The organism is Flavobacterium algoriphilum, from assembly GCF_048158655.1.
GTDB lineage: Bacteria > Bacteroidota > Bacteroidia > Flavobacteriales > Flavobacteriaceae > Flavobacterium > Flavobacterium algoriphilum.
Window position 1 is genome coordinate 591,413 of record NZ_JBLNKY010000001.1, and the last position, 21,248, is coordinate 612,660.

A 21,248-nucleotide genomic window follows, 5' to 3' on the forward strand; every position below is an offset into this window, starting at 1 on the left:
TCATGCAAATAATGAAAAAGAACGTTTTATGTTTTTTGCTTTTACTTTTTATCCAAATGGGTTTTGCTCAAAGTAATCTGTCGTGGCAAGGATATTTCTCTTACAATGAAATTAAAGACATTTCAGAATCCACTACCGCAGTTTTTGCTGCTTCAGAAAACGCCTTATTTTCTAAAAATATAGTAACAAGCCAGGTTAAAACTACCAATACTATTGATGGCCTTTCTGGAGAAACCCTCTCAGCAATATACCACAGTGCAACATTTAATAAAACAATTGTAGGATACGAAAACGGATTGATTATAATCATCAATGAAACCGATGGAACCATGCTCAATGTGGTCGATATTATCAATAAACAACTTCCTTCAAACATTAAAAAAATCAATCACTTCATGGAATTTGAAGGTATTGCTTATGTTTCCTGTGATTTTGGAATAGTTCAATTCAATTTATTAACCATGCAATTTGGGGACACCTATTTTATTGGTACGAATGGCGCCGAAATAATGGTGAACCAAACAGCACTTTTTAATGGGTTTATTTATGCAGCTACAAATAGCGGTATAAAAAGAGCCACTATTTCCAATAAAAACTTAGTAGATTTTAGTCAATGGGGAACAATTGCTGGCGGAAACTGGTCTAGTGTAGCCACATTAGGAACAGATTTGTTTGCTGTTAATGCTTCAGGATATATCCATAAATATAATACGAACACGAATTCATTTACAGGATATTTAGCGCTTTCATCACCAGCTTTGGATATGAGAGCAACTGCGGGTTATTTGATAGTAACCACTTTAAACAGTGTATATATTTATAACAGTCAGATGGTTTTGGTACGCCAAATAAACACAAACCAAATTACTGGAAGCACTCCTAGTTTTAATTGTGCAACAATAATAGGCGACACTATTTTTATTGGAACAAAAGAAAATGGATTGATTGCTACTTCTCTTTCTTCAGTTACGGCTTTCGAAAACACGACTCCCATTGGACCTTTACGGAATAATATCTTTGCGCTTCAAGCCACATCAAATTCGCTTTGGACGGTTTATGGCGATTATACAGTAGATTATAATCCGTATGACTTAGATAGTTATGGCGTGAGTAAATTCAGCACAACAGGATGGTTGAATATTCCGTATCAGAAAGTTTTGGGAGCTAAATCTATGACCAGAATTACGGTAAATCCCAGTAAGGAAAATGAAGTGTATGCGAGTTCTTTTTTTTCAGGATTGTTGAAAATTGAAAATGATGAACCGAAAATTTTGTACAATCAAACCAATAGCGGTTTAGAATCTTTAACCTTTGCTGGTCCAAATTATATTGATATTCGGATAAACGGAGCAGCATTTGATAAAACCGGGAATTTTTGGGTGACCAATAGCAGAATAAAAAACGGATTGAAAGTTTTGAAAACTAACGGACAATGGCAAAGTTATGCGATGGAAAATATTCTGGATTCAGCCATTGATACTAATTTTGGAACAATTGCCATTGATAAAAACGATACCAAATGGCTTTCCACAAGTAGTGACGGTGTTATTGGTTTTAACGAAAGTAATAATAAATTCAAGAAAATAACCACAGGTCCTGATACAGGAAATTTGCCTATTGCTGATGTAAGAGTAGTTGCAGTTGATACCCGAAACCAACTTTGGATAGGAACTACAAAAGGATTGCGAATTTTGTCTAATGTTGGCAGTTTTCAATCTGAGGAGCAATTAACTGCCAATCCCATTATTATATTAGAAGATAACTTGGCCCAAGAATTATTGTATGAGCAATTTATTACTGATATTGTTGTTGATGGAGCAAATAATAAGTGGATTGGTACCGCGGATTCAGGTGTTTTTTTAGTGTCGCCAAACGGTCAGGAAACCAAGTATCATTTTACGACCAGCAATTCGCCTTTGCCCAGTAATGTTATAAATGACATTGATATCAACAGCATAACGGGCGAAGTTTTTATAGCTACCGCAAAAGGGCTGGTGTCTTTCAAAGGAGTCTCGACTGCAGCAAATGATGATTTAAATAATGCGTATGTGTACCCAAATCCTGTACGTCCTGAATATCAAGGAACCGTTAAAATTGCCGGATTACTGGATAAAGCGAATATTAAAATCACCGATATTGAGGGAAATCTAGTTTACGAGACGATTTCTGAAGGTGGGACTATAGAATGGGATACGACTGCTTTTGGGAAATACAAAGTAGCTTCTGGAGTCTATATCATTTTTATTTCGGCACAAGACGGAGTAGAAACTAAAGCTAAAAAAGTAATGATAATAAGGTAATTTAGAGGAATGAATTTTTCAATCTTTAAATTTTTCAATCTTTAAATTAAAATTGTGCTCGTAAAAACCAAAGCCATCGTGATTTCGGCATTAAAATTCCAGGAAAAAAGCTTGATTGTGAAATGCTTCACCTTGTCACATGGTTTGAAATCTTATTTTGTCCGGGATGCTTTTTCTTCGAGAAAGTCCAATCAGAAAATTGCTTATTTTCAACCATTGACCATTCTCGAAATTGAAGCGGTTCATAAGAACAAAGGTACTTTAGAAAATTTCAAGGAAATAAAAATCGATTCTCCTTTTCATTCCATTCATTCGGATATTTATAAAAGTACGATTGTGATGTTCATTTCGGAAATGCTACACCATTCCATTCACGAAGAAGAAAAAAACGAACAGCTGTTTACTTTTTTAGAAACGGCCATGCATTGGTTGGACAATCACGATGAAATAGCTAATTTTCATTTGATTTTATTATTGGAAATCACAAAATATTTGGGCTTTTACCCCGATATTTCTGATATTGATATGCCTTTTTTCGAAATGAACGAAGGTGTTTTTACGCCCTTTCATGCCATTAGTTCGCTCACGGAACATGAAAGTAATTTGTTTAAAAAACTAATCGATTTGAAATTCGATAACAATCAAAAAATATTCCATGTTATTGAAAGACAGATTGTTTTAAGAATACTGATCGATTATTACAGTTTTCACTTGGACGGCTTTAAAAAACCAAAATCTCTGGACGTTTTGAAAGAGGTGTTTTCTTGATATTTAGTTTAAATCATTGATTTAGATTAATAATTTTTAATTTTCGCTGTATTTAAATCAATTGAATTGGGTATGAATATTTTTTTGTTGATTTTATAGTTATAGGTGCTTTTAAAGAAGCTATAATTTTAAAATTTGATAATAATTAATTACTATATTTGATGTAATAAGTATTTATTTTATTTTTAACCTGCTAAAAATCAAAATTTTGACTAGCTCAAGTCTTTTTTAAGTAAACTTGTTAATATGTTGTTAGGTGCATTTTAAAACTCCATATCTAGATAATTTGTTACAGCAGAAGTCCCACTTTTTTTTGAATTCACTTACAGAGTATAATTATATCTTTAAATTTAAAATAGATCAGATGAAATCAAAATTAAAAAAAGTAGGAACATTATTGTTAGCAATTGCTTTCTCTAGTGAAGTGTCCGCACAAACAAAGGATGCTTCGAAGGATCCTAATATTGAAAGCAATATTAGAGGATTTCTTAAAGTGCTAAATTCGGGAACAGGCAAGCCGTTAGAGCAGTTGTCTCCTGTGGAAGCGAGAAAAGTACTTGTAGATGCACAAGCGTCTATCAAGGTTGATATGTCGGGTATAACAGTTACTGATAAGATAATTGTCGAGGACGGACAAAGCATTAAAATAAATATCGTGAAGCCTGAAAATGCAAAAGGCATATTACCGGTATTTATGTTTTTTCATGGAGGGGGCTGGGTGCTTGGGGATTTTCCTACTCATCAACGAATGGTTAGAGACTTAGTGGTAGCGTCTGGTGCAGCGGCAGTGTTTGTTAATTACACTCCCTCTCCCGAAGCGCATTATCCTGTTGCCATCACCCAAGCTTATAATGCTACAAAATGGGTAGCGGAACACGGTAAAGAAATTGGGGTTGATGGTAAACGCCTAGCAGTTGCTGGAAACAGCGTTGGAGGAAACATGGCTACTGTTGTTGCATTAATGGCTAAAGAAAAAAAAGGACCAGAGATTAAATTACAAGTTTTATTTTGGCCGGTGACCAATGCTAATTTTGAAACAGAGTCATATAACTTGTTTGCTAAAGACCGATTCCTGACTAAGAATTTAATGATGTGGATGTGGGATAATTATACAACAGATTCTAAACAGCGTAAAGAAATTTATGCTTCCCCTTTGTTAGCTACTACCAGCCAGTTGAAAGGATTGCCACCCGCATTAGTGCAAACTGCGGAAAATGATATTCTAAGAGACGAAGGAGAAGCGTATGCTCGTAAATTAGATGAAGCAGGAGTAAAAGTCACTGCAACTCGTTACAATGGAATGATTCATGATTGGGGTCTTTTAAATGCAATTAGTGCGATTCCCGGAACAAAATCAGCTTTGTTGCAAGCCGCTGCGGAATTAAAAAATGCACTTAAATAGCTTTATATTTTATAACAATAGCTAAATGTAAGTTTTATAAAAGAGCATCCTGAATCTTAAATTCAGGATGTTTTTTATATTTATCCGATGTCCATTTTTTCAGGTCCAGCTACTGAAATAGAAATTTATTGCTTTTTTATTTGGCTTTAAAAAAGTATTTACTACCATTTTATTTGTGCTGTTCATTTTGATTTTTATTCCTTTTAAACCTCATAGAAGGATTCCAATGCTTTCGCTAACGCAAAAAATCATCACTCATCACTCAAAACTCATAACTATTTATTACTTTCGCACCTCGATTTAGAAAAGGACAAAATGAGCGCAAAATTTACTGAATACAAAGGACTTGACTTACCAACTGTAGCGTCAGAAGTACTTGATTTTTGGAAGAAAGAAAATATATTTGAGAAAAGTGTAACCACTCGTGAAGGGAACCCACCATTCGTGTTTTTTGAAGGTCCGCCTTCGGCAAATGGATTGCCGGGAATTCATCACGTAATGGCGCGTGCGATTAAAGATATTTTTTGCAGATATAAAACTCAAAAAGGGTTTCAAGTGAAGCGTAAAGCTGGCTGGGATACGCATGGTTTGCCTGTGGAATTGGGTACTGAAAAAGAATTAGGAATCACCAAAGAAGATATTGGAAAGACCATTTCTATTGAAGAATATAACGAAGCGTGTAAAAAAACCGTGATGCGTTATACGGACGTATGGAATGATTTGACTGAAAAAATGGGTTATTGGGTTGATATGGAAGATCCATATGTGACGTACAAATCCAAATATATGGAAACGGTTTGGTGGATTTTGAAACAAATCTACAATAAGGATTTGATGTATAAAGGCTACACCATTCAACCGTATTCTCCAAAAGCAGGAACCGGATTGAGTTCACACGAAGTAAACCAACCGGGAAGTTATAGAGATGTAACAGATACGACTGTTGTAGCGCAATTTAAGGTGATTGATGCGCACAAAGAAGTGTTGTTTTCTAAGTTTTACGATTATATAAGTTCTAATAATTTACTGCATTACAAGTTAGAAGCTTTGGATTTAGAGGAAATCTTTATCCTAGCCTGGACCACAACGCCTTGGACTTTGCCAAGTAATACCGCGTTGACTGTAGGGCCAAAGATAGAATATGCTTTAGTAAAAACATTTAATCAATATACGTTCCGTCCTGCAACATTGATTTTGGCTAAGAATTTAGTTGGAAAACAATTTGGGAAAGGCTTCTTCGAAAGTGCTGATCCTGCTGATTTTGAAAACTTCAAGGAAGGCGATAAGAAAATTCCGTATCAGGTTTTGGCGGAATGCAAGGGGGCTGATTTAGTTGACATTCGATACGAACAATTAATGCCATTAGTGCTTCCGTATCAGAATGCTGAAAATGCTTTTAGAGTGATTTCAGGAGATTTTGTAACTACGGAAGATGGGACGGGAATAGTGCATACATCTCCAACTTTTGGAGCTGATGATGCCAGGGTGGCTAAAGAAGCTACGCCAGAGATCCCTCCAATGTTAGTTTTAGACGAAAATGGAACTCCGGTTCCATTAGTAGATTTACAAGGGAAATTCACCTCACATGTGGGAGAATATGCTGGTAAATACGTGAAAAATGAATATTATAACGACGGTGAAGCGCCAGAACGGTCTGTAGATGTTGAAATAGCTATTCGATTAAAAGAAGAAAATAGAGCGTTTAAAGTAGAGAAATATGTCCACAGTTACCCACATTGCTGGAGAACGGACAAACCTATTTTATATTATCCTTTGGATTCATGGTTTATAAAAATCTCTGAAGTTAAAGACAGAATGTTTGACTTGAACGAAACCATCAACTGGAAGCCAAAAGCTACCGGAGAAGGACGTTTTGGGAATTGGTTGAAAAACGCCAATGACTGGAATTTATCACGTTCAAGATTCTGGGGAATTCCATTGCCAATCTGGAGAACCGAAGACAAACAAGAAGAAATCTTAATAGGTTCTGTTGAAGAATTATACAACGAAATCGAAAAATCAATAGCAGCTGGTTTCCAACAACAAAATCCTTTCAAAGGGTTCGAAATAGGGAATATGGCAGAAGAAAATTACGATTTAGTGGATTTGCATAAAAATGTAGTTGATGAAATTACGTTAGTTTCTGCATCCGGAAAACCGATGACGCGTGAAGCTGACTTGATTGATGTTTGGTTTGATTCGGGTTCCATGCCATATGCGCAATGGCATTATCCTTTTGAAAACAAAGATAAAATTGACGAGAATAAAGATTTTCCAGCGGATTTCATTGCCGAAGGAGTGGATCAAACACGCGGTTGGTTTTATACGTTACACGCCATTGGAACATTAGTTTTTGATAAAGTAGCATATAAAAATGTGGTTTCTAACGGATTGGTTTTAGACAAAAACGGACAAAAAATGTCCAAACGTTTAGGAAATGCCGCAGATCCATTCGAAACATTAAAAGAATACGGTCCAGATGCAACGCGTTGGTACATGATTTCGAATGCGAATCCTTGGGACAACTTGAAATTTGACTTAGAAGGAATCGCTGAGGTTCGTAGAAAATTCTTTGGAACATTATACAACACGTACTCATTTTTTAGTTTGTATGCCAACATTGATGGTTTCAAATTTGAAGAAGCAGAGATTCCATTAAACGAAAGACCGGAAATTGATCAATGGATCATGTCAGAATTGAACACTTTGATACAAGAAGTGGATGATTTTTATGCGGATTATGAACCAACGAAAGCTGCTCGTGCAATTTCCGAATTTGTACAAGAAAACTTAAGTAACTGGTACGTTCGTTTGTGCAGGAGACGTTTCTGGAAAGGGGAATATGCACAAGACAAAATTGCGGCTTATCAAACCTTATATACCTGTTTGTTAACCATAAGTAAACTGGGTGCACCTATCGCTCCGTTCTTTATGGACAAACTTTATAGAGATTTAACATTAGCAACACAGTCGGAAAAATATGACAGTGTACATTTGGCGGAGTTCCCAATTTCGGTTGAAAACTATGTTAATAAAATGTTAGAGAGCAAAATGCAGAAAGCACAAACCATTTCGTCATTGGTTTTATCACTCCGAAAGAAGGAAATGATAAAGGTGCGTCAACCGTTACAAAAGGTAATGATACCAGTGCTTGACGAGAATCAAAGAGCTGAAATTGAGGCCGTTTCCGACCTTATAAAAGCAGAGGTAAACGTGAAAGAAATCGTACTTTTGGATGATGCCTCCGGCGTTTTGGTGAAACAAATCAAGCCTAATTTTAAGGCACTCGGACCCCGTTTTGGAAAGGATATGGGCTTGATTTCTAAGGAAATACAAGGGTTTTCAAAAGAGCAAATCAGTCAATTGGACAAAGAAGGAAGTCTGAATATTGTTATTGCAGGAAATAACGTAATTTTAACATTAGAAGATGTAGAAATTACATCACAAGATATTGAAGGTTGGTTAGTAGCCAACTCAAACGGAATAACGGTTGCGCTTGACATTACAATTTCACCAGTACTAAAACAAGAAGGAATTGCCAGAGAATTAGTAAACAGAATTCAGAATATCCGTAAAGATTCGGGATTTGAAGTAACCGATAAAATAAAAGTCCAACTGAAAAGAAATGGACTTTTAGAAGAGGCAATTCTTAAAAATGAAGCGTATATAAAATCAGAAACATTAACCAGCGATTTGGTTTTTGTAGATGAAATAGAAAACGGTACGGAAATTGAATTTGACGATATAAAAACAATGCTATTAATTTCAAAATAATATAAAAATGGTAGATGAAGCTACAAGATACTCTGAGGCTGATTTGGCGGAGTTCAAAGAAATAATCCTTAATAAAATTCAAAAAGCACAAGCAGATTTAGATTTGATAAAAAGTGCTTATATGAATGATTTGAATAATGGGACTGATGATACTTCGCCTACATTTAAAGCCTTTGAAGAAGGAAGCGAAACGATGTCAAAAGAAGCAAATTCACAACTGGCGATTCGTCAGGAAAAGTTTATTCGTGATTTGAAAAATGCACTTTTCCGTGTAGAAAACAAAACCTACGGAATTTGTAAAGTAACAGGCAAATTAATTGGAAAAGAAAGATTGAAAATCGTTCCTCACGCAACAATGAGTATCGAAGCAAAAAACTTACAACGATAAACTTCTAGTTGAACAACATTTAACGCTCCATAGGGAGCGTTTTTTTTGATTAAATTGTTACTTTTGCGCCATTAAAATTTATAAAATGTCATTACGAAAAGCGTATCTCCTTATTTTTATTATATTACTTGTTGATCAAGTCTCAAAAATATACATTAAAACTAATTTTATTTTAGGGGAAGAAGTTGAAGTGTTCAAATGGTTCAAAATTCTTTTTATCGAAAATGAAGGGATGGCATGGGGAACTAAAATCCCGGGGACATATGGAAAATTATTTCTGACGCTTTTTAGATTGGTTGCCGTGGGCGGAATTGGGTATTGGTTGTGGGATTCTGTTGAAAGAAAACACAATTCGAATTACTTAATTGTAGCCATTGCACTTATTCTTGCAGGGGCTTTTGGAAACATTATAGATTCTGTTTTCTATGGTGTTATTTTTGACGACAGTCATCAGCAATTGGCGACTTTATTTACAGATAAGCCTTATGGAACTTGGTTTCATGGTCAAGTTGTAGATATGTTTTATTTTCCTTTTTGGCATGGATATTTGCCAAGTTGGGTGCCAATTTGGGGTGGAAAAGAATTTACATTTTTCAACGCTATTTTCAATGTTGCCGATATGGCTATATCAACAGGAGTTGGGATTTTGATTTTTTTCAACAAAAAGGCATTTCATCATAAAACAGCCTAAATTTTCAATTAAGAATTCACAAAAATAAAAAAGACCTATTCTGTAATTTGAATAGGTCTTTTTTATTTGATTTATTTGTTTTGCCCCGGAGCATACCTTTTAGCACTTTTTCCACCATATATTTTTTTGGCTTGTCCCGGTGGTAATCTTTTAGTCTTGTAAGAGGCTCTGTTCGAGTTTGTCCCTACTCTAACTGCGCAGTTAGATAATGAAATGGCAAATACAGCAATTAAAAGAATTGTTGCAAATCTTGAGTATTGAATTTTTTTCATGGCTTTAATTTGGGTATATCTGCGAAAGTAGGCAATCAGAATTAAAAAGAGTGAATTAAATTTGGTGTCACACAATAATCCAGTTTCACGTCGCCTTCAAAAATATCGGTAATCAGTTCTTCAGAATCAAAAAAAGAAAGACCAATTTTGATTGTATCCGGTTTGCATCCCAATAAGAATTTGTCATAAAATCCTTTTCCATAGCCCACCCGATTTCCTTTTTTGTCGAATGCTAAAAGTGGTACAAATACGACATCAATTTTATGTGCAGGAACTTCAATTCCATCGACAGGTTCGGGAATATTGTATTCATTTTTCTGGATTTTGGTGTTATCTGTCAAAAGATAGTGAACCAAATTACACGTTTTAAAATCGCATTTGGAAAGAACGATTTCCTTGTCTTTTCCGGATAACAAGTGCAGAATAAATTCGGTGTTGACTTCCTTATGTTCAGTGATGGGAAGGAAAATATGGAAATAGGTTTTCTCCCAAATAGGAAGTTCCAGTACTTTATTGGCTATAGCCAAACTCATTTCTTCCAATTCGTGTTCCGAAAGTGAATTTCGCAAGGCTTTGTGCTTTAATCTCAATTCTTTTTTATTCATCATCTTCTTCGTTAGTATTCGACATGTGATAAATAGCATCGCCTTCATAGACAATGGGTGAATGATTGGCATTGATTACGTAGCCGTCATTTGGTGCTTTTACTTTTCGTTCAAATTTCCCATAAGGATCTGTTATGGTCGCAAGAATAGTTCCTTTTTTTACAAATTTCCCTATTGTTTCATAATCGTGTAACAGTCCGGAACATTTGGCTCTTATCCAACCGGATTTTTCAATATAAATGGTAGGTTTTTTCTGTTTAGTAACAAAATGTTTTGGGTCCAGCATGTCAAGGTGTGATAGCAAGCGCTTCACTCCATTTACCCCTTCGTCGGCAATAGCGTTATTAATATCAAGTGATTTTCCACCTTCAAAAAGTAGCATTTTCACATGCAACTTTTCACTCGAACTCCTGAAAGATCCTGAAATGTTTTTAGAATATAACGTAAATGGCGCATTGAAGACATCGGCCAGTATTTTTAATTCCTCATTATTTTGGGTAAGGCGAATTTGCGGGGCATTGAAACGGCTGGCTCCGCCAGCATGAAAATCCACTGCGTATTCTACAATTGGCATAATCTCCGTCAGAATATGAAAAGCGAATCGACTGGCTAAAGAGCCTGTTTTGCTTCCCGGAAAAACACGATTTAAATCCCTGCCATCAGGAAATTCTCTTGATTTATTGACAAATCCATACACGTTTATTATTGGAATACAGATGATGGTGCCTCTTTTTGGTTTGTTTATTTTTTTATGGATAAGCTGCCTGACAATTTCTACTCCGTTAATTTCATCGCCATGTATTCCTGCAGAAAAAAGAACCACGGGACCATCAATTTTAGAACGTCGGACAATTATAGGAATATTCAGTTTTGTTGTGGTATGTAATCTGGCAATTTCCACGTTAATGGTTTTACTTTCGCCGGGAATAATGCTTTCGCCAAAAAGAACTATGGGTGTGGTATTGATTTTTATCATATAATATTGAAATGATAAAAATAAGGATAATAACGAATTAGAAACTAAATTTCTGATAAAATTTTTATAGCAAAGATTTCGGGAGCATTGATTTGTATTTCGGGATTTTTGAGATTAACTTTGTTACATGAACCTAACATCTTTAGCCTTACAAATCCAGACCTTGCCTGATAATCCCGGCGTATATCAATATTACGACAAGGAAGGGAAAATTTTGTATGTAGGCAAAGCCAAAAATTTAAAAAAAAGGGTTTCTTCCTATTTTAATAAAATTCATGACACAGCCAAAACCAATGTGCTGGTTAAGAAAATTGTGACCATAAGACACATTGTGGTTCCTACAGAAACCGATGCGCTTTTATTGGAAAACAACCTTATAAAAACCTTGCAGCCCCGTTACAATGTGTTGCTGCGAGACGACAAAAGTTATCCGTGGTTGTGTATCAAAAAAGAACCTTTCTCGCGCATATTTGCCACTCGAAGAATGGTCAAAGACGGATCGGAATATTTTGGACCGTATACCAGTTTCAAAACGGTGAGTACTATTTTAGAGTTGATTAAAGAATTATATCCCCTTAGAACTTGTAATTATGATTTGAGCAAAAGCAATATTGATAGCGGAAAATTCAAGGTTTGTCTCGAATATCATATTGGTAATTGCATGGGGCCTTGTGAAGGTTTTGAAACTTTAGAAAATTATCAAAAGCAAGTTGATGCTATTCGCGAAATCTTAAAGGGAAATTTCAAAGAAAGTATGAAAGATTTCAAGCGGATCATGACGAATCTGGCTGCGGATATGCATTTTGAAGAAGCACAAAAAATCAAAGAAAAAATAGAAGTCCTGGAAAATTACCAATCACGCTCCACGATTGTAAATCCAAAGATTACCAACATCGATGTGTTTTCGATAGTTTCGGATGAAAGTGCGGCCTATGTGAATTTCTTACAAATTTCTCACGGCTCGATTATTCGTTCGCATACCATGGAAATCAAAAAAAAACTGGATGAACCCGATGAAGAGCTATTAGAATTGGCGATTATCGAATTGAGAGAGCGTTTTCAATTGTTGTCCAGGGAAGTCATCGTTCCGTTTCATGTTGACTTGGGTGAAAACATAAAGATCACCGTTCCGCAATTGGGAGACAAAAAGCAAATTTTGGATTTATCCATTCGGAACGCTAAGTTTTATCGCATTGAACAATTAAAACAACTGCAAATTGTTGATCCGGAACGCCATACCAACAGGATTATGGCACAAATGCAAAAAGACTTGCGATTGCCTGTTGAACCACGTCACATCGAATGTTTTGATAACTCAAATATTCAAGGAACAAATCCTGTTGCCGCTTGTGTTGTTTTTAAAGATGGAAAACCCAGTAAAAAGGATTACCGTCATTTCAATATAAAAACAGTCGAAGGACCGGATGATTTTGCATCTATGACCGAAGTAGTTTACAGAAGATACAAGCGATTATTAGATGAAGAACAGCCTTTGCCTCAATTAATTATTATTGACGGAGGAAAAGGACAATTATCATCGGCACTGAAAAGTATTGATCAATTGGGTTTGAGAGGCAAAATAGCTATAATTGGAATTGCCAAAAGACTGGAAGAATTGTTTTATCCGGGTGATTCTATTCCTTTATATTTAGATAAAAAATCAGAAACCTTGAAAGTAATCCAGCAATTGCGGAACGAAGCACACCGTTTTGGGATTACGCATCACAGAGATAAAAGAAGTAAAGCGGCCCTAAATTCTTCGATTGAAAGTATTCCTGGCATTGGAGAAAAAACGATGCTGACTTTGATTCAGCACTTTAAAAGTGTTAAAAGATTGAAGTTAGCGACAGAAAAAGAAATTTCTGACGTTATAGGTCTATCAAAAGCCAAAAAAATTACCGAATTTTACAAGGCAACAAATGAATAATTAATACCCTTTCGATTACCTACCAAATTGCAAATTATGAAGAAAATCGCGCTTTTATTCATTGTTTTATGTATGAGTTTAACTTTGTTTTCGCAGGAGCAAAAACGACCAAAAATCGGTTTGGTTTTAAGTGGAGGTGGAGCTAAAGGATTTGCGCATATTGGTGTTTTAAAAGTGCTTGAAGAGGCAGGAATCAAGATAGATTATATTGGTGGTACTAGTATGGGAGCGGTTGTTGGAGGGCTTTATGCTTCGGGATATAATGCAAGCCAGATTGATTCCATTTTTCAATCAACAAATTTTGATGAATTATTAAACGACTTCATTCCCAGATCTTCCAAAAATTTTTATGAAAGAAGAAACGACGAATTATACGCGTTGGTGCTGCCGTTTAATAAACTAAAAATTGGAATACCTGAAGCCTTGTCAAAGGGGATGTATAATTATAATTTATTGAGTAGAATTACCCGAAACGTCCGGCATATAAAGGATTTTAATAAACTTCCAATTCCTTTTTTATGTATCGGGACCAATATAGAAACAGGAGAAGAAGTTTTGTTGAATAAAGGAAATTTGGCTCAGGCTATGATTGCCAGTTCGGCATTTCCCTCTTTATTTTCTCCTGTGGAAATTGATGGTAAACTAATTGTAGATGGAGGCGTTGCTAATAATTATCCTATTGAAGAGGTAAGAAAACTTGGAGCTGATATTATTATAGGCGTGGATGTTCAGAATGATTTATTGGACAGAACCCAACTTAAAGATGCCACAAGGATTTTGGTACAAATTACAAATCTTCAGTCTATAGATAGAATGAAGAGGAATGTAAAAGACACTGATATTTATATAAGGCCGGACATCAGAAACTATGGGGTTATATCATTTGATAAAGGAAAAGAAATTATTAGAAAAGGAGAAGAAGCAACATTTTCTGTTTTTGAAAAATTAAAACTATTAGTTGATGAATTAAATCCATATAAAAAACCAGAGCTGAAAATAATCACCGATAGCTTACAAATTAAAAATATAAATTGTAATGAATTGGAGAATTATACAGAGGATTATGTTATTGGTAAATTAAGATTTAAACCAGGAGCAAAGACCACATACAATGATTTGTTGAAGGGGATAAACAATATCAATGCGACTCAAAATTTTAGTGCCATATCCTATTCTTTGGATGCTAATCAAAACGGTGATGATTTAAATATCAGTCTGAAAGAAAATTCGACGAAGACCTATTTAAAATTTGGATTGCATTATGATAATTTGTTTAAAAGTGCTGTTTTAGTTAACTTAACACGTAAAAGAACACTTTTTAAAAATGATATAGCTTCATTTGACATTGTTTTAGGGGACAATATTAGATTCAATTTGGATTATTATGTAGAAAACGGATTTAAATTGAGTTTTGGTTTTAAATCTCAATTCAATCAATTCAATAGAAATGTTGCTAAAGGAATAAGTAATTTGAATTTAAGTGAAGTGAATTCAATCAATGTTGATTTTACCGACTTAACAAATCAAGCTTATTTTCAATCTTTATTTGTACAGAAATTTCTAATAGGAGGAGGAGTGGAACTTAAATTTTTAAAAATAAAGTCAGAAACATTGGCTAATGTAGATCCAATAATTGATCAAAGTAATTATTTAAGTGTTTTTGGGTATATGAAATTTGATTCTTTTGATAATAAATATTTTCCTAAAAAAGGATGGTATTTTTCAGGGGATATTCAATCCTATTTACTTTCTTCAAATTACACGGGAGATTTTAATCCGTTTTCTATTGCAAAAGGCGATTTTGGAATAGCAGCAACACTTTTTAAAAATACGACAGTAAAATTTCAAACAGATGCGGGATTTTCTTTTGGGAAGGAAAGTGTAGCTTTTTTTAATTTTATTTTGGGGGGATATGGTTATAATCCCATAAATAATTTTAAGTATTTATACGGTTACGATTACTTAAGTGTGGCTGCTAATAGTTATATAAAATCAACTGCAACAATTGATTATGAGTTTTATAAAAACAATCATGTCAATTTTTCAGCAAATTTAGCTAATATTGGGGATAAAATTTTTGAATCAGTAGATTGGATTTCGATTCCAAAATATTCAGGATATGCGGTAGGATATGGTCTTGAAACGGTAATTGGACCAGTAGAAATAAAACATTCCTGGTCGCCGGAAACTGGAAAAGGATACACTTGGTTTAGCATAGGATTTTTATTTTAAATGTAATTTATTTCAATAATAATTTCGATATTTGTTATAATGAAAACAAAATGGCTAGGTTTGTTAGATTATCTTCAATTCCTTATCAAGAGAAATCTTGAGTGAGTGTTCTTTTTTTGATTAATCATAGCGCATTATAAAGTAATCTGAACTTTAAATTGTTACACTTTTAAACAAAAAAATCATGCCTTTATACCATAAATTAGGAAGTTTTCCTCAAAAGAGACACACACAATTCGAAAAACCAAACGGTGGTTTGTACTACGAACAACTTTTTGGAACCGAGGGTTTTCATGGCAATTCGTCCTTGTTATATCATGTTCACAGACCTACGCAAATAAAAGAAATTCTTAATTCTTACTCCGTTGAACCAAAAATTGCCATTGGGAAAAATATAAAATCGTTATTATTAAAAGGATTTGAGTTGAAACCCGAAGATGATTTTCTGGACAGTCGCAAACCCATGCTGGTCAATAGAGATTGCACCATTGGATTAGCTGCGCCAAAACAATCCTTGCGGACGTATTTCTATAAAAATGCCGATGCCGATGAACTGATTTTCATTCACAAAGGGAAAGGAAAATTGCGGACCATGATGGGAAATATTTCCTTTAAATATGGAGATTATCTGATTATTCCCCGTGGAGTAATTTATCAAATCGATTTTGATACTTTAGAAAATCGATTGTTTTACGTCGAATCTTTTGCCCCATTTTATACTCCAAAACGCTATAAAAACGAATCCGGTCAGCATTTAGAGCATTCTCCGTTTTGTGAACGTGATTTTATTTTGCCAAACGAGTTAGAAACGCATGATGAAAAAGGAGACTTTCTTATCAAAATCAAAAAAGAAGGCATGATCCACGAAATTGTATATGCCACACATCCTTTTGATGTTGTGGGTTGGGATGGTTACAATTTTCCTTATGGATTCAGCATCCACAATTTTGAACCTATAACAGGTCGCGTCCATCAGCCACCACCGGTACATCAAACATTCGAAACAGCGACTTTTGTGGTTTGCTCTTTCGTTCCAAGATTGTACGATTACCACCCAAAAGCGATTCCGGCACCTTATAATCACAGCAACATCGACAGCGATGAGGTTTTGTATTATGTAGATGGCGATTTTATGAGCCGCAACAATATTGAGCAAGGTCACATTACGTTACATCCAAAAGGAATTCCTCACGGACCCGCACCCGGAGCAATGGAGCGCAGCATTGGTCAAACCATAACGCACGAATTAGCCGTTATGGTCGATACATTTCGCCCGTTAATGGTAACCGAAGAAGCGATGGGATTGGATGATGGGCAATATTATAAATCTTGGGTAGAATAATAAGGAGTCATCAGGGCTAGAGATTTAGTGAAATACAACATTTTTTTTAAATTAATAAAATTCTGATAAATCAATTGTATCAGCGTCATTTGCGTCTCAAAATCAAATTTATCGAATCAAAAAATAAGTGCCATGTCAAAAGAATTAAAATCAGTAGAATACGGACTCGAAAAAATATTTGAAGGAGCTCAAGATTTCCTTCCTTTATTAGGAACCGATTATGTAGAATTCTACGTAGGAAATGCAAAACAATCCGCACATTATTATAAAACAGCTTTTGGTTACCAGTCATTGGCTTATGCAGGATTAGAAACAGGTGTTCGTGACAGAACGTCTTATGTACTCAAACAAGATAAAATTCGCATTGTATTGACTACGCCATTAACGCAAGATTCCCCTATACACGAACATTTGAAAAAACACGGTGATGGGGTGAAAGTAGCTGCGCTTTGGGTAGAAGATGCCACTAGTGCTTACATGGAAACAATAAAGCGTGGTGCGCGCTCTTTTATGGAGCCAACAGTGGAGAAAGATGAGTTTGGAGAAGTAGTACGATCCGGAATTTATACCTATGGGGAAACCGTGCATATTTTTGTAGAACGCAAAAATTACAATGGTGTTTTCCTGCCGGGATATAAGGAATGGAAATCGGATTACAATCCGGAACCAACAGGTTTAAAATACATAGACCACATGGTAGGTAATGTAGGTTGGAACGAAATGAATACTTGGGTTAAGTTCTATGAAGAGGTGATGGGATTTGTGAATTTCCTTTCTTTTGATGACAAACAAATTAATACCGAATATTCGGCCTTGATGAGTAAAGTAATGTCCAATGGAAACGGAAGAATTAAATTTCCAATCAACGAACCAGCCAAAGGAAAGAAAAAATCACAAATAGAAGAATATCTGGACTTTTATGGTGGACCTGGAATTCAGCATATCGCCATTGCAACAGATGATATTATTAAAACAGTATCCCAATTGAAAGCGAGAGGGGTAGAATTCTTGTCAGCTCCTCCACATGCCTATTATGAGGCGATTCCGGAGCGCTTGGGAGCCCATATGAAAATGATGAAAGAAGATTTAAATGAGATAGAGAAACTTGCTATTATGGTCGATGCGGATGAGGAAGGGTATTTATTACAAATTTTTACAAAACCAGTGCAAGATAGACCAACGTTGTTTTTTGAAATCATACAAAGAATGGGAGCCAAAGGTTTTGGAGCGGGTAATTTTAAAGCACTTTTTGAATCAATTGAGCGAGAACAACAATTGCGAGGAACGTTATAAAAGGGTGTTATTTTTATGTTGTATTAAAAAATAACCAGTAAATGGGCCGTTTTTATGCAAATGTTGTGTTAAACTTTATTTAGAAGCTTTAAAAACTAGTTTTATTAATTAACTTTGCACTCTCAAAACTGGAAGGGGTGGTTTCCTTCCTATATTGATATAAATTTCATAATTTATAGTTTTTTGGTTAGTTAATAGCATAAAAACTCAGTCATTATTTGACTGAGTTTTTTTGTTTTAATATATTTGGAACAAAATTTGCTATTACAGTCAATAAATTGACAAAAAGTAATGAAAAAAATAATACTATTAATACTATTTATAACAACCGTAAGTTTCGATTCTCAAAAAGAAGATGCTTATGATGTGGGCGAGTATTTTAAATTTAGAATTCATTACGGTATAGTGAATGCAGGTTATGCGACGCTTGAAGTCAAAGACGCCACTTTAAATAATAAAAAAACTTTTCATGTTGTTGGTAAAGGATACACTACCGGAATGTCACGTTTTTTCTTTAAAGTGGATGATCTGTATGAAAGTTATATTGATAAGGAAACTGGAAATCCATATCGATTTGTAAGAAAAATAAACGAAGGAGGCTATACTAAAAATCAAGAAGGTTTTTTCAATCAAACTACAAATAGAATTCTTATAAAAGATTATAAAAATAAAAACGAAAAGACAATCGTTATCCCCAAAAATGCACAAGACATTTTGTCCACTTTCTACTATTTAAGAAACTTTCCAAATATCGATAAAATCAGGCCCGGAGAATCAGTAGCTATTGATATGTTTTTTGATGATGAAGCTACAAAATTTAAGATGAAATTTATAGGTCGTGAAGATATTACAACTAAATTTGGGGTTGTTTCAACGATGATTTTCAGACCCTTAGTACAGTCAGGGCGTGTTTTTAAAGAACAGGAAAGTTTAACTGTTTGGATTTCGGATGATGGTAATAAAATACCCTTACGAATTAGAGCAAGTCTGGCTGTAGGTTCAATCAAAGCAGATTTAGATGAATTTAGGGGGTTGAAGAATCAGTTTAAAATAAAAAATAATAATGGACAATAATGATAATTCTGGGATAATTTTAAAAGAAATTGAGCTTAAATTCGAAGCAATAAACCAGAAAACCGAGACGCATTTAGAAGGACTACTTTGGTCTAAGCCGATTACGTATTGGGATTATATTCATACCGATGCATTGTTAAATCTTCAGATTCAAAGAACCACTCTTCCCGACGAAATGGTTTTTATCATGTATCATCAGGTTAATGAATTAATATTTAAGATGATACTTTGGGAAATGAATCAAATTTCATATTGTCAGGACATAAAAATTGATTTTTTCACGGAAAGGTTAATGAGAATTAGCCGTTATTTTGACATGTTGACAACTTCTTTCGGTATTATGGAAGATGGAATGGATGTAGATCAATACATGAAATTTAGAAATACCCTTACTCCGGCAAGTGGCTTTCAAAGTGCGCAATACAGATTAATAGAATTTTGTTCCACGGATTTAATAAATCTTATCGATTACCGTTATAGAGGTGCAATTGACACGAATACTCCTTTCGAATTTGCTTTTGAGCATTTATATTGGCAAGCAGCCGGAAAAGATTATCACACCGGTAAAAAATCATTTTTACTCGAAGAATTTGAAAGAAAATACAAAGGAATGTTTTTGAAACATATGGAGGAATACAACACCATAAATATTTGGAAAAAATTCAAGCAGCTTACAGCTTTAGATCAAAAAAATCCAGAGTTAATAAAAGCGATGCGCCATTATGACCATACGGTAAATATTACTTGGGTGATGCAACATTTGAATGTAGCCATAAAATATATAGATCAAAGCGGCAAAGGAAATGGAGAAGCTACTGGCGGAAGTGACTGGAAAAAATACATGCATCCAAAATACCAACGCAGGATATTTTTTCCGGAATTATGGTCGGTTGATGAGTTGGCACATTGGGGTGAATAAAATTAATTAGAATAAAAATAAATATAGTTTGAAACAAGTAGTAATAGCAATTATAGTGTTGTTTTCTTTAGTTTCTTGTAATAAATCTAATGATGTATTAGAAAAAGAAATTATAAAACCAGCAGCTAAGAAAATGGAGTTTGGGTTTAAGTATTCTGATTTTAATGTGGTTCAGGATACGGTAAAAAAAGGGGATACTTTTGGTACAATTATCGAAAATCAAAATATTGGGGATAAGAAAGTATATGACATCATTAAACAAGTAAAGGACACATTTGATGTAAGAACAATCAGGATAAATAAACCATATACGCTGCTAAGGTCAAAAAACAAAACTAATAATTTACAGGTTTTTATCTATCAGCCGGATGCATTGACTTATTATGTAGTCGATTTGCGAGATACGGCAGTGGTTGTATATAAAAAAACGAAACCGATTACTATTAAGACCCGTACAATAGGGGGATTATTAAAAGGCTCTTTGTCTGAAACGTTAGAAAATGCTAATGTTGAAGGTGCTTTGGTGAGTAAAATATCTAGAATTTATGCTTGGTCTATCGATTTTTTTAAACTTAAAAAAGGAGATCGGTTTGCTATTACTTTTACAGAAAGATTCATAAACGACTCCGTTTATGATGGAGTAGATAGTCTTAAAGCTGCTTTTTTTGAATACAAAGGAAAAATAATTTACGCATTTCCTTATGCGCAAAATCCTTCTTCCAATAAAATAGAATATTACGATGAGGAAGGGAAAACATTGAAAAATTTCTTTCTTAAAACACCAATAAAATTTAGCAGAATTTCGTCTCGTTTTTCAACTAATCGATTCCATCCGGTACAACAAAGATGGAAAGCGCATAAAGGAACCGATTATGCTGCGCCCTATGGAACACCAATTACAACTACTGCTGCAGGAATTGTAGAACAGACAGGTTTTACCGCAGGAAACGGGAATTTTGTAAAAGTAAAGCACAATGGAACCTATTCCACTCAATATTTACATATGTCAAGGATTTTGGTACGAAGAGGTCAGCATGTCACTCAAGGTCAAATTATAGGTCGAGTAGGAAGCACTGGTCTGGCAACGGGTCCTCATGTTTGTTACCGATTTTGGAAAAATGGCGTTCAGGTAGATGCGTTACGACTTAAACTGCCTAGTGGCGAACCAATGAGCGGTAGAAATAAAGAGCAGTTTTTAAAGGCTATTACTCCTTTAAAATGGCAATTAGATAGTGTTGCTAATTTGTAACAAAATTGATTTCGTAGATCATCGCCATTCTTTTCT

General features: G+C 34.7%; 16 protein-coding genes. 13 read left to right on the forward strand and 3 right to left on the reverse strand.

The window, feature by feature from the left end:
• The first annotated feature begins 11 nt into the window (after positions 1-11).
• The 6 genes from porZ to ACM55G_RS02600 all read left to right on the forward strand — a co-directional run bounded on the left by porZ (position 12) and on the right by ACM55G_RS02600 (position 9,323).
• Positions 12-2,300 (forward strand): type IX secretion system anionic LPS delivery protein PorZ, encoded by a 2,289-nt coding sequence (gene porZ, locus ACM55G_RS02575; RefSeq protein WP_416842340.1) that lies wholly within the window; start codon positions 12-14, stop codon positions 2,298-2,300.
• Between the two features lie 54 nt (positions 2,301-2,354).
• Positions 2,355-3,068 (forward strand): DNA repair protein RecO, encoded by a 714-nt coding sequence (gene recO, locus ACM55G_RS02580; RefSeq protein ID WP_416842341.1) that lies wholly within the window; start codon positions 2,355-2,357, stop codon positions 3,066-3,068.
• Positions 3,069-3,432: 364 nt separating this feature from the next.
• On the forward strand, positions 3,433-4,470 hold the full coding sequence (locus tag ACM55G_RS02585) for an alpha/beta hydrolase (protein ID WP_416842342.1): 1,038 nt from the start codon (positions 3,433-3,435) through the stop codon (positions 4,468-4,470).
• Positions 4,471-4,785: 315 nt separating this feature from the next.
• Positions 4,786-8,244, forward strand: coding sequence for an isoleucine--tRNA ligase (ileS, locus tag ACM55G_RS02590; RefSeq protein WP_416842343.1), 3,459 nt, complete (start codon positions 4,786-4,788; stop codon positions 8,242-8,244).
• Between the two features lie 7 nt (positions 8,245-8,251).
• Entirely contained in the window at positions 8,252-8,632 is a 381-nt protein-coding gene (locus tag ACM55G_RS02595) for a TraR/DksA family transcriptional regulator (RefSeq protein WP_416842345.1), read from the forward strand.
• A gap of 85 nt (positions 8,633-8,717) precedes the next feature.
• A complete protein-coding gene (locus ACM55G_RS02600; protein ID WP_416842347.1) occupies positions 8,718-9,323 on the forward strand; it encodes a lipoprotein signal peptidase in 606 nt (201 codons plus the stop codon).
• Between the two features lie 71 nt (positions 9,324-9,394).
• On the opposite strand, the gene ACM55G_RS02605 is transcribed toward ACM55G_RS02600, so the two are convergent.
• From ACM55G_RS02605 to ACM55G_RS02615, 3 genes are read right to left on the reverse strand one after another with little or no spacing between them, the layout of a single operon-like run.
• Positions 9,395-9,595, reverse strand: coding sequence for a hypothetical protein (locus tag ACM55G_RS02605; RefSeq protein ID WP_416842349.1), 201 nt, complete (start codon positions 9,593-9,595; stop codon positions 9,395-9,397).
• Between the two features lie 41 nt (positions 9,596-9,636).
• Positions 9,637-10,200 (reverse strand): 5-formyltetrahydrofolate cyclo-ligase, encoded by a 564-nt coding sequence (locus tag ACM55G_RS02610; RefSeq protein WP_416842775.1) that lies wholly within the window; start codon positions 10,198-10,200, stop codon positions 9,637-9,639.
• On the reverse strand, positions 10,193-11,176 hold the full coding sequence (locus ACM55G_RS02615) for a succinylglutamate desuccinylase/aspartoacylase family protein (RefSeq protein ID WP_416842350.1): 984 nt from the start codon (positions 11,174-11,176) through the stop codon (positions 10,193-10,195). The genes ACM55G_RS02610 and ACM55G_RS02615 overlap by 8 nt, the downstream gene beginning before the upstream one ends.
• A 127-nt stretch (positions 11,177-11,303) precedes the next feature.
• Between ACM55G_RS02615 and uvrC the strand changes: the two genes are divergently transcribed.
• The 7 genes from uvrC to ACM55G_RS02650 all read left to right on the forward strand — a co-directional run bounded on the left by uvrC (position 11,304) and on the right by ACM55G_RS02650 (position 21,212).
• A complete protein-coding gene (gene uvrC / locus ACM55G_RS02620) occupies positions 11,304-13,103 on the forward strand; it encodes an excinuclease ABC subunit UvrC (RefSeq protein ID WP_416842351.1) in 1,800 nt (599 codons plus the stop codon).
• A gap of 36 nt (positions 13,104-13,139) precedes the next feature.
• The gene (locus ACM55G_RS02625; RefSeq protein ID WP_416842353.1) at positions 13,140-15,335 is read left to right on the forward strand and encodes a patatin-like phospholipase family protein; all 2,196 of its coding nucleotides are present in this window, start codon (positions 13,140-13,142) and stop codon (positions 15,333-15,335) included.
• 184 nt (positions 15,336-15,519) lie between these two features.
• Complete coding sequence (locus tag ACM55G_RS02630) at positions 15,520-16,677, forward strand: homogentisate 1,2-dioxygenase (RefSeq protein ID WP_416842355.1); 1,158 nt, start codon at positions 15,520-15,522, stop codon at positions 16,675-16,677.
• Between the two features lie 132 nt (positions 16,678-16,809).
• Positions 16,810-17,970: a 4-hydroxyphenylpyruvate dioxygenase gene (hppD, locus tag ACM55G_RS02635; protein ID WP_416842356.1), complete on the forward strand. Its 1,161-nt coding sequence runs from the start codon at positions 16,810-16,812 to the stop codon at positions 17,968-17,970.
• A 291-nt stretch (positions 17,971-18,261) separates the two neighbouring features.
• On the forward strand, positions 18,262-19,044 hold the full coding sequence (locus ACM55G_RS02640; protein WP_416842357.1) for a DUF3108 domain-containing protein: 783 nt from the start codon (positions 18,262-18,264) through the stop codon (positions 19,042-19,044).
• Positions 19,034-19,963 carry a tryptophan 2,3-dioxygenase family protein gene (locus tag ACM55G_RS02645; protein ID WP_416842358.1) on the forward strand — a complete coding sequence of 310 codons (930 nt, stop codon included), beginning with the start codon at positions 19,034-19,036 and terminating at the stop codon, positions 19,961-19,963. Before ACM55G_RS02640 ends, ACM55G_RS02645 begins: the two co-directional genes overlap by 11 nt.
• A 28-nt stretch (positions 19,964-19,991) precedes the next feature.
• A complete protein-coding gene (locus ACM55G_RS02650; RefSeq protein ID WP_416842360.1) occupies positions 19,992-21,212 on the forward strand; it encodes a M23 family metallopeptidase in 1,221 nt (406 codons plus the stop codon).
• Positions 21,213-21,248 lie beyond the last annotated feature (36 nt).

Excerpts from the sequence above, each read along its gene's own strand:
- porZ (WP_416842340.1), top strand. The coding sequence starts at position 12 with ATGAAAAAGAACGTTTTATGTTTTTTGCTTTTACTTTTTATCCAAATG.
- ACM55G_RS02585 (WP_416842342.1), top strand. The coding sequence starts at position 3,433 with ATGAAATCAAAATTAAAAAAAGTAGGAACATTATTGTTAGCAATTGCT.
- ileS (WP_416842343.1), top strand. The coding sequence starts at position 4,786 with ATGAGCGCAAAATTTACTGAATACAAAGGACTTGACTTACCAACTGTA.
- ACM55G_RS02595 (WP_416842345.1), top strand. The coding sequence starts at position 8,252 with ATGGTAGATGAAGCTACAAGATACTCTGAGGCTGATTTGGCGGAGTTC.
- ACM55G_RS02600 (WP_416842347.1), top strand. The coding sequence starts at position 8,718 with ATGTCATTACGAAAAGCGTATCTCCTTATTTTTATTATATTACTTGTT.
- ACM55G_RS02605 (WP_416842349.1), bottom strand. The coding sequence starts at position 9,595 with ATGAAAAAAATTCAATACTCAAGATTTGCAACAATTCTTTTAATTGCT.
- ACM55G_RS02610 (WP_416842775.1), bottom strand. The coding sequence starts at position 10,200 with ATGAATAAAAAAGAATTGAGATTAAAGCACAAAGCCTTGCGAAATTCA.
- ACM55G_RS02615 (WP_416842350.1), bottom strand. The coding sequence starts at position 11,176 with ATGATAAAAATCAATACCACACCCATAGTTCTTTTTGGCGAAAGCATT.
- uvrC (WP_416842351.1), top strand. The coding sequence starts at position 11,304 with ATGAACCTAACATCTTTAGCCTTACAAATCCAGACCTTGCCTGATAAT.
- ACM55G_RS02625 (WP_416842353.1), top strand. The coding sequence starts at position 13,140 with ATGAAGAAAATCGCGCTTTTATTCATTGTTTTATGTATGAGTTTAACT.
- ACM55G_RS02630 (WP_416842355.1), top strand. The coding sequence starts at position 15,520 with ATGCCTTTATACCATAAATTAGGAAGTTTTCCTCAAAAGAGACACACA.
- hppD (WP_416842356.1), top strand. The coding sequence starts at position 16,810 with ATGTCAAAAGAATTAAAATCAGTAGAATACGGACTCGAAAAAATATTT.
- ACM55G_RS02640 (WP_416842357.1), top strand. The coding sequence starts at position 18,262 with ATGAAAAAAATAATACTATTAATACTATTTATAACAACCGTAAGTTTC.
- ACM55G_RS02645 (WP_416842358.1), top strand. The coding sequence starts at position 19,034 with ATGGACAATAATGATAATTCTGGGATAATTTTAAAAGAAATTGAGCTT.